Below are 10460 nucleotides of genomic sequence, written 5' to 3' on the forward strand. Positions count from 1 at the left end.
CCAACACCAGCACTACTGGCTGGAGGAGCCCACCGGTCTCACCGGGGACGCCGCCGATCTCGGGATGGCCTCCGCCGGGCATCCGCTGCTCGGTGCCTGCGTGGAACTCGCCGAGGGTGACGCGTACTTGCTCACCGGACGGCTCTCCCGCAAGGCTCCCTCCTGGCTGGCCGAGCACGTCGTGGCGGGAACCGCCCTGGCGCCGGGTGCGGCGCTGGTCGAGTGGGTGCTGCGGGCCGCCGACGAGGCGGGCTGCGCGACTCTCGACGAGCTCATGCTGCAGGCCCCGCTCGTGCTGCCCGAGAAGGGCGGCCTGCAGATCCAGGTGGCCGTTGGGGCTGTCGACGAGGAGAGCGGACGACGTGACGTACGCGTGTACTCGCGCCCGGATCAGGAAGGCGGCGCCGACTGGCTGTGTCATGCGGCCGGTGTGGTGAGCTCTGAACTCCCTTCCCCGGCAGCGGGGTTGGACGGTCAGTGGCCGCCGATCGGCGCCGAAGCCGTGGACGTCGAGGACTTCTACGCGCGGGCCGCGGAGGCGGGCTATGAGTACGGCCCCGCGTTCCAAGGGCTGCGGGCGCTGTGGCGGCACGGAACCGAGCTGCTCGCCGAGGTGGAGCTGCCCGAACAGGCGGGCTCTCACGACGGGTTCGGCATTCACCCGGCGCTGCTGGACGCCGCCCTGCATCCACTGATGCTTCTCGACCGGCCCGAGGACGGGCGGATGTGGCTGCCGTTCGCGTGGAACGGGGTGTCGCTGAGTGCGGACGGGGCGACCCACCTCCGTGTCCGGCTCTCCCCGCAGGGGGAGTCGGCCGAGCGTGACCTGCGGGTCGTGATCGCCGACGGTACCGGCGCGCCCGTCCTGGACGTGGACGCGCTGACCCTGCGCGCCGCCGACCCCGGCCAATTGGCCGCGGCGGCCCGTGGCGGCGTCGACGGGCTCTACACCGTGGACTGGACGCCTCTCCCCGTACCGAGGTCTTCCGAACCGCAGTCTTCCGGAGCCAAGGAGGGCGAGGAATGGGTCGTGCTCCCGGATGGCGCCGGACCGTCCGACGTGGCGTCGGCCATCGAAGGTGTGGTGCCGTGGGCGGTGCTGGCTCCCGTCGAGTCCGCCGCGGGCGGTGACGGGCTGTGCGTCGCCGAGCGGGTGCTGTCCTTGGTGCAGGAGTTCCTGACAGCACCGGAGTTGGCCGAGTCACGCCTCCTCGTGGTGACGCGCGGCGCGGTGGCCACCGACGGTGATGGCGACGTCGACCCGTCCGCGGCAGCCGCGTGGGGGCTGGTGCGCAGCGCCCAGTCGGAGAACCCCGGCCGCTTCGCCCTGCTCGACACCGACACCGACACCGACATGGGTACCGGCGCCGACAGCGACATGCCCAACGGAAACAGCGACGGCGCCCCTGTCGGCCGCGCGCTTCCGCAGTCCGCCCTGCGCCACGCCGTCTCCGTCCTCGATGAGCCTCAACTCGCCCTCCGTAACGGCACCTTGCACGTTCCCCGGATGAATCCCGCGGGCGCCCCGGAGGAACTCGTCCCGCCGGTCGGGTCGTCCGTCTGGCGTCTCGGCACCTCCGGCACGGCCACCCTGGAGAACCTGTCGGTGATCGACGCCCCGGAGGTGCTCGCGCCGCTGGAGGCCGGGCAGGTGCGGGTCTCCGTGCGGGCGGCGGGCATGAACTTCCGTGACGTGCTGATCGCGTTGGGCATGTATCCCGACAAGGGCACCTTCGCGGGAAGCGAGGGCGCCGGGCAGGTGACGGAGGTCGGGCCGGGCGTCACTCATCTCGCCGTCGGGGACCGTGTGATGGGTCTGTTCGAGGGGGCCTTCGCCCCGCTGGCGGTCGCGGACGCCCGGATGGTCGTGCCGGTGCCGGAAGGCTGGAGCCTTCAGGAGGCCGCGGCGGTGCCCGTGGTGTTCCTGACGGCCTGGTACGGGCTCGTGGACCTGGGCGGGCTCCGGGCGGGCGAATCCCTGCTCATCCACGCCGGAACCGGCGGCGTGGGCATGGCCGCCACCCAGATCGCCCGCCACCTCGGCGCCGAGGTGTACGCCACCGCGAGCCCCGCCAAGCACGGCGTGCTCGACGGCATGGGCATCGACGCGGACCACCGCGCCTCGTCCCGCGACCTCGACTTCGAAGGAGTCCTCCGGGAGGCGACGGGCGGGCGCGGCATGGACGTCGTACTCAACAGCCTGGCCGGGGAGTTCACCGATGCCTCGCTGCGTCTGCTCGCGGCGGGCGGGCGGATGGTCGACATGGGCAAGACCGACAAGCGCGACCCCGACCGCGTCGCGGCGGACCATGGCGGCGCCTGGTACCGGGCCTTCGACCTGGTGCCGCACGCGGGACCCGAGCGGATCGGGGAAATGCTGGCGGAGATGGGCGAGTTGTTCGCCTCCGGGGTGCTGGCGCCGCTGCCCGTCAAGGCGTGGCCGCTGGGCCGGGCGCGGCAGGCGTTCCGGTTCATGAGCCAGGCGAAGCACACCGGCAAACTAGTCCTCGAGATCCCGCCCGCCCTCGACCCGGACGGCACGGTCCTCATCACCGGCGGGACCGGAGTGCTGGCCGGTGCGGTGGCCGAGCACCTGGTGAAGGAGTGGGGCGTACGACACCTGCTGCTGGCCGGCAGGCGTGGTTCCGAGGCGCCCGGCAGCAGTGAACTCGTGGCCAGGCTGACCGGGGCGGGTGCCGAGGTGACCGTCGTCGCGGCCGATGTCGGCGATCCCGACGCCGTGGCGGAACTCGTCGGCAAGACGGACCCGGCGCACGCGCTGACCGGTGTGATCCACGCGGCCGGTGTCCTGGACGACGCCGTGGTCACCGCGCAGACCTCCGGGTCCCTCGCACGGGTGTGGGCGGCGAAGGCGAGCGCGGCACGGCACCTGCACGAGGCGACGCGCGACATGCGGCTCGGCCTGTTCGTGGTCTTCTCCTCGGGGGCGGCGACGCTCGGCAGTCCGGGGCAGGCCAACTACGCTGCGGCGAACGCCTATTGCGACGCTCTCGTCCAGCACCGCCGGGCCGGGGGACTGACCGGCCTGTCGGTCGGCTGGGGTCTGTGGCGGACGGCGAGCGGCATGACCGGGCACCTGGGCGAGACGGACCTGGCGCGCATGAAGCGCACCGGGTTCACGCCGCTGACCACCGAGAAGGGCCTCGCCCTCCTGGACGCGGCCCGCGCCCACGGCCGCCCCTACCTGGTCGCGGTGGACCTCGACGCGCGCGCCGTCGCCGCGCAGCCCGCCGCGTCCCGGCCCGCACTCCTGCGCGCCCTGGCAGGCACGGCCCCGGGAGCCCGGAGCGTGCGCCGCACCGCGGCCGCGGGCACCGCGGCCTCGGCGGACGGGCTCGCCGCGCGGCTCACGGGGCTGCCGACCGCCGAGCAGCGCCGTCTGCTGCTCGACCTCGTCCGGGGCAACGTCGCAGGCGTGCTCGGGCACGCCGATCACGACGCCATCCGCCCGGACACGTCGTTCAAGGAGCTCGGCTTCGACTCCCTCACCGCCGTGGAACTGCGCAACCGGCTGGCGGCGGCCACCGGCCTCAAACTGCCCGCCGCACTCGTCTTCGACTACCCCGAGTCGGCCACCCTCGTCGACCACCTCCGGGAGCGCCTGTCGTCCGACGGCGCAGCGCAGCCCCTCAAGGACGCCGCGGACCCGGTGCTCAACGAGCTCGGCAGGATCGAGTCCTCCCTGGCCGCCCTCGCCCTCGACGACGACGCGCGCGGGCGGGTCACCAGGCGTCTCAACGCCCTGCTGTCGAAGCTGAACCGCTCCGGCTCCGGCTCTGGATCCCGTACCGGGTCCGGCTCCGGTACCGGGTCCGGCAGCGGCGGTGGCACCAGCGGTGGCGGCCCGGCGGGCGTGGCCGACCTGGACGCGCTCGACGACGTGTCGGACGACGAGATGTTCGAGTTCATCGACCGAGAGCTGTGACCCGCTGCCTCTCCCGATCCCTGTGTTCCCCCCTGTGCCCTTCGCTGATGGAGAAGTGACGTTCGATGTCGAGTACCGAAGTGTCGAGTAGCGGAGTGTCGAGTACTGAAGCGAAGCTTCGTCAGTACCTGAAGCGGGTCACAGTGGACCTCGGCCAGGCCCGCCAGCGGCTGCGCGAGGTGGAGGAGCGCGCCCAGGAGCCCATCGCCATCGTCTCCATGGCGTGCCGCTTCCCCGGCGACACCCGCACGCCCGAAGCCCTGTGGGACCTGGTCGCCGCGGGCGGCGACGCCGTCGGCGACTTCCCCACCAACCGCGGCTGGGACCTGGACAGCCTCTACCACCCGGATCCCGAGCACCCCGGGACCAGCTATGTGCGACGCGGCGGCTTCCTCCACGACGCCCCCGGCTTCGACGCCTCGTTCTTCGGGATAAGCCCGCGCGAGGCGCTGGCGATGGACCCGCAGCAGCGGGTGCTGATGGAGACGGCCTGGCAGCTCCTGGAGCGGGCCGGCATCGACCCGGCGACGCTGAAGCTGACGCCCACCGGCGTGTACATCGGCGCGGGCGTGCTCGGCTTCGGCGGCGCGCAGCCCGACAAGGCGGTGGAGGGCCACCTCCTGATCGGCAACGCGCTGAGCGTCCTCTCCGGACGCATCTCCTTCACCCTCGGCCTGGAGGGCCCGTCGGTCAGCGTCGACACCGCATGCTCGTCCTCACTCGTGTCGATGCACCTGGCGGCCCAGGCGCTGCGGCAGGGCGAGTGCGACCTGGCCATGGCCGGGGGCGTGACCATCATGTCGACGCCCGGCGCGTTCACGGAGTTCTCCCGCCAGGGCGCACTCTCCCCGGACGGTCGCTCCAAGGCGTTCGCCGCCTCGGCCGACGGCACGGGCTTCTCCGAGGGCGCGGGACTGATCCTCCTGGAGCGTCTCTCCGACGCGCGCCGCAACGGCCACGAGGTGCTCGCGGTGATCCGCGGCTCGGCCGTGAACCAGGACGGTGCGAGCAACGGCCTGACCGCCCCCAACGGCCCCTCGCAGGAACGCGTCATCCGCGCCGCTCTCGCCAACGCGGGCCTGGGCGCCGCCGAGGTCGACGCGGTCGAGGCGCACGGCACCGGCACCAGGCTCGGCGACCCCATCGAGGCCGGGGCGCTGCTCGCCACCTACGGGCGCGAACGCGACGACGACCACCCGCTGTGGCTGGGCTCGGTCAAGTCGAACATCGGCCACCCGCAGGGCGCCGCGGGCGTCGCGGGCGTGATCAAGATGGTGATGGCCCTGCAGCGCGAACTGCTGCCCGCCACGCTGTACGTCGACGAGCCCACCTCGCACGTCGACTGGTCCTCCGGGACCGTCAGGCTCCTGACCGAACCGGTCGCGTGGACGCGCGGCGACCGCCCGCGCCGCGCCGGCGTGTCCGCCTTCGGCATGTCCGGGACGAACGCCCACGTGATCCTGGAAGAGGCGCCCGAGGCCCCCGAGACCCCCGCGGTCCCGGAGGAGGCGCCCGAGGACGGGGAGCCGCGGCAGGCGTTCGAGCCTGCCGTGGTGCCGTGGGTGGTCTCGGCACGCGGCGAGGAGGCGCTGCGGGCGCAGGCCGCTCTGCTGGCCGAGCACGTGGACGACGAGCGGCGGCAGGCATCGCCCGCGGACGTCGGATGGTCGCTCGCCACGACCCGGTCGGTGTTCGAGAACCGGGCGGTGGTCGTCGGCGCGGACCGCGCGGCACTCCTCGACGGACTGCGGTCACTGGCCGACGGCGAGGCCTCGCCGGACGTGGTGTCCGGCACGGTCGGCGCCACGGGGCCGGGGCCGGTCATGGTGTTCCCCGGACAGGGCGGCCAGTGGGTGGGCATGGGCGCCCGCCTTCTGGCGGAGTCCCCGGTGTTCGCGGCCCGCATCGCCGAGTGCGAGCAGGCCCTCGACGCGTACGTCGACTGGTCCCTGACGGACGTGCTGCGCGGGGACGGGTCCGAACTGGCCCGCATCGACGTCGTCCAGCCGGTGCTGTGGGCCGTCATGGTCGCCCTCGCCGCCGTCTGGGCCGACCAGGGAATCGAACCCGCCGCGGTCGTCGGCCACTCGCAGGGCGAGATCGCCGCGGCGTGCGTCGTGGGCGCCATCTCCCTGGACGAGGCGGCGCGCATCGTCTCCGTCCGCAGCGTCCTGCTGCGGCAGCTGTCCGGCCGCGGCGGCATGGCGTCCCTCGGCATGGGCCAGGAGCAGGCCACCGAACTGATCGACGGACACCCCGGGGTGGTCGTCGCCGCCGTCAACGGTCCTTCCTCCACCGTCATCTCGGGCCCGCCCGAGGGCATCGAGGCCGTCGTCGCCGACGCCAAGGAGCGCGGGCTGCGGGCCCGCGCCGTCGCCTCCGACGTGGCCGGGCACGGACCACAGCTGGACGCCATCCTGGATCAGCTCACCGAGGGGCTGGGCGGGATCAGGCCCGCCGCCACCGACGTGGCGTTCTACTCCACCGTCACCGCCGGACACCTCACCGACACCACCGCCCTGGACTCCGCCTACTGGGTGCGGAACGTGCGCCGCACGGTGCGCTTCGCCGACACGATCGACGCGCTGCTGGCCGACGGCTACCGCCTGTTCATCGAGGCCAGCCCGCACCCCGTCCTCAACCTCGCGCTGGAAAGCATCATCGAACAGGCGGAAGTGCCCGCCTCGGTGGTCACGACCCTGCGCCGGGACCACGGAGACACCACCCAGCTCGCCCACGCCGCCGCCCAGGCGTTCGCGGCGGGCGCCGACATCGACTGGCGGCGCTGGTTCCCGACCACCCCCACCCCTCGTACCGTCGACCTGCCCACCTACGCCTTCCAGCGCCAGGACTTCTGGATCGCCCCCACCGCCAAAGGCTCCGGCGACCCCGCGGGCCTCGGCCTCGCCGCATCCGGACACCCGCTCCTGGGCGCCTCCGTGGGCCTCGCCAGCGGCGACGTGCACCTGCTGAGCGGACGGGTGTCGCGGCAGTCGGCCGCGTGGCTGGACGACCACGTGGTGGCAGGCCACGCGCTGGTGCCCGGCGCCGCCCAGGTGGAGTGGGTGCTGCGGGCCGCCGACGAGGCGGGCTGCCCCGCCCTGGAGGAACTGACGCTGCAGACACCGCTCGTCCTGCCCGACACCGGCGGACTGCAGATCCAGGTCGTGGTGGACGCGGCGGACGGCGCCGGCCGACGCGACGTACGGCTGTTCTCCCGCCCCGATGACGACGACGCCTTCGCGTCGACACGGCCCTGGACCTGCCACGCCACCGGCCTTCTGGGCCCCGGGCCGAGCGGTGCCGAGCCGACCCGCGGCGAGTCCGGGCCGACGGCCGGGACCCTGGACGGCGCATGGCCCCCGCCGGGCGCCGAGCCCGCGGACCCCGAGGAGCTCTACGCACAGGCCGACCGCACCGGATACGGCTACGGGCCCGCGTTCCGGGGCGTACGGGCGTTGTGGCGCCACGGCAGGGACGTCCTGGCCGAGGTGACGCTGCCCAAGGAGGCGGGCGACCCGGACGGCTTCGGCATCCACCCGGCCCTCCTCGACGCGGTCCTGCAGCCCGCGGCGCTGCTGCTGCCGCCCACCGAAGCCGCCGAGGTCTGGCTGCCGTTCGCGTGGAACGACGTGGCGCTGCACGCCGTGCGGGCCACCACGGTCCGGGTGCGCCTCACCCTGCTCGGCGAGCGCGTCGACCAGGGCCTGCGGATCACCGTGGCCGACGCGGTGGGCGCCCCGGTGCTCACCGTCCGCGACCTGCGCTCGCGCCCGACGGACACGGACCGGCTCGCCGCGGCGGGCACCCGCGAACGCCACGGGCTGTTCGACCTGAAGTGGCTCGTACCGCAGAACGCGGCCGGTTCCGTCGAGGCCGCCCCCGACAGCTGGGTGACTCTCGGTGAGGACGCCACGGGTCACCCGAACCTCACGGACCTCCTGGCGTCCATCGAGGCAGGCGCTCCGGCGCCCCAGCTGGTCGCCGCCCCCGTCGAGCCCGACCCGGCCGACGACGGCCTGACCCTCGCCACGCACGTCCTCGACCTCGTCCAGACCTGGCTCGCCGCACCGCTGCACGACTCCCGGCTGGTGCTGGTGACGCGAGGTGCGGTGGCGTACGACGAGGAAGGGGTCCCCGGCGGCGGGACCGTCGGGGGCGTCGGGGCGGACGACGTGGACGTCGCGGCCGCGGCCGTGTGGGGCCTGGTCCGCAGCGCCCAGTCGGAGAACCCCGACCGCTGCACGCTGATCGACCTCGGCCCCGACGACACGATCGCCGCGGCCATGGACGCGGCGCAACTCGACGAACCCCAACTAGCCGTGCACGGCGGCGAGATACGAGTACCCAGGCTGACCCGTGCCGCGGAGACGACGACACCGGCCGCTCCCCGGGGCGATGAGGCATCAGGCCCGGAGGAGACGTCCGCAGGCATCGAGGGGCTCGATCCCGACGGCACGGTCCTGATCACGGGCGGATCCGGCGTACTCGGCCGACTGGTGGCCGAACACCTCGTCAGGGACTGGGGCGTTCGCCACCTCGTCCTCGCGAGCCGACGCGGAGACCGGACGCCAGGAAGCGACGAACTCCGAGCACAACTACAGGATTTCGGCGCGACGGTGGAGCTCGCCGCCGCCGATGTCGGAGATGCGGAAGCGGTCGCCGCTCTGGTCGCCTCGGTCGACCCGGCGCATCCGCTGACCGGTGTGATCCACGCGGCCGGTGTCCTGGACGACGCCGTCGTCACCGCACAGACCCCCGAGAGCCTCGCGCGGGTGTGGGCGGCGAAGGCGACGGCGGCACGCCTGCTCCACGAGGCGACGCGGGAGATCCCCCTCGGCCTCTTCGTGGTGTTCTCCTCCGCGGCCGCCTCACTCGGCAGCCCCGGCCAGGCCAACTACGCGGCGGCCAACGCCTACTGCGACGCCCTCGTGCAGCACCGCCGCGCCCAGGGACTCCCGGGCCTCTCCATCGCCTGGGGCCTGTGGCAGGCGACCAGCGGCATGACCGGGCAGCTCAGCGACACGGATCTGGCGCGCATGAAGCGCACCGGCTTCGCCGCGCTGACCGACGAGGCGGGCCTGGCCCTGCTCGACGCGGCCCGCGCCCACGACCACGCCTACGTGGTCGCCGCCGACCTCGACCCGCGCGCCCTGACCGACGGCCTGTCCCCGCTGCTGCGCACGCTCACCGCGCCCGCCGCGCGCAGGCGAGTGGCCTCCGAGGGCCTCGCCGACGGAGCGCTCGCCGCGCGCCTCGCGGGCCTTGACGCGGACGGGCGCCTGCAGCTCCTCACCGATGTCGTACGCGAGTACGTCGCGGCGGTCCTCGGCCACGGCTCCGCGGCCCGGGTGAGCGTCGACATCGCCTTCAAGGACCTGGGCTTCGACTCGCTGACCGCGGTGGAACTCCGCAACCGGCTCTCGGCCGCCTGCGACGTACGGCTGCCCGCCACGCTCATCTTCGACCATCCCACCCCCCAGGCCCTGGCCACCCACCTGGTCCACCGCCTGGCGGGCACCGTGGCGCCCGCACCGGCACCCGTCGCCCTTCGCCGGAACCCCGCGACGACCGGCTCCGACACCGACACCGACGATCCGGTGGCGATCGTCGCCATGACCTGCCGCTTCCCGGGCGGCGTCAGCTCCGCCGACGAACTGTGGGACCTGCTCGACTCCCGCACCGACGCGATGGGGGGCTTCCCCACCGACCGCGGCTGGGACCTGGGACGCCTCTTCCACCCGGACCCCGAACACACGGGCACCACCTACGCCGACCAGGGCGGATTCCTGCCGGACGCGGGTGATTTCGACGCGGCGTTCTTCGGGATCAATCCGCGTGAGGCGTTGGCGATGGATCCGCAGCAGCGTCTGTTGCTGGAGGCGTCGTGGGAGGTGTTCGAGCGGGCGGGCATCGATCCGACGACGCTCAAGGGCAGCCTCACCGGCACCTACGTCGGCCTGATGAACCACGACTACGCCAAGTCCTTCCCCGAGGCCGACGCCCAACTGGAGGGCTACGCCTACCTCGCGAGCACCGGCAGCATGGCCTCCGGCCGCATCGCCTACACCTTCGGCCTGGAGGGCCCGGCGGTGACGGTCGACACGGCGTGTTCGTCGTCGCTGGTGTCCATCCACCTCGCCGCGCAGGCGCTGCGCCACGGCGAGTGCGACCTGGCCCTCGCGGGCGGTGTGACGGTCATGGCCGACCCGGACATGTTCGCTGGCTTCGCACGTCAACGGGGCCTCTCGCCCGACGGCCGCTGCAAGCCGTACGCCGCCGCGGCCGACGGAGTCGGATTCTCCGAGGGTGTGGGTGTGTTGTTGCTGGAGCGGTTGTCGGATGCGCGTCGTTTGGGTCATGAGGTTTTGGCTGTGGTGCGGGGTTCGGCGGTGAATCAGGACGGTGCGAGCAATGGTTTGACGGCGCCGAATGGTCCGTCGCAGGAGCGGGTGATTCGTCAGGCGTTGGCCAGTGGTGGGTTGGTGTCGGCGGATGTGGATGTGGTGGAGGG

General features: G+C 73.4%; 2 protein-coding genes. Both read left to right on the top strand.

Annotation, left to right across the window (positions count from 1 at the left end):
- Positions 1 to 3946, top strand: a 3946-nt coding sequence (locus AOK03_RS36340) for an SDR family NAD(P)-dependent oxidoreductase (protein ID WP_157869173.1), incomplete at its 5' end; no start/stop codon positions are given.
- A 65-nt stretch (positions 3947 to 4011) separates the two neighbouring features.
- On the top strand, positions 4012 to 10460 hold a 6449-nt coding region (locus AOK03_RS36345), incomplete at its 3' end, for a type I polyketide synthase (RefSeq protein WP_208609667.1).

The organism is Streptomyces atriruber, assembly GCF_001418325.1.
GTDB classification, from domain to species: Bacteria; Actinomycetota; Actinomycetes; order Streptomycetales; family Streptomycetaceae; genus Streptomyces; species Streptomyces atriruber.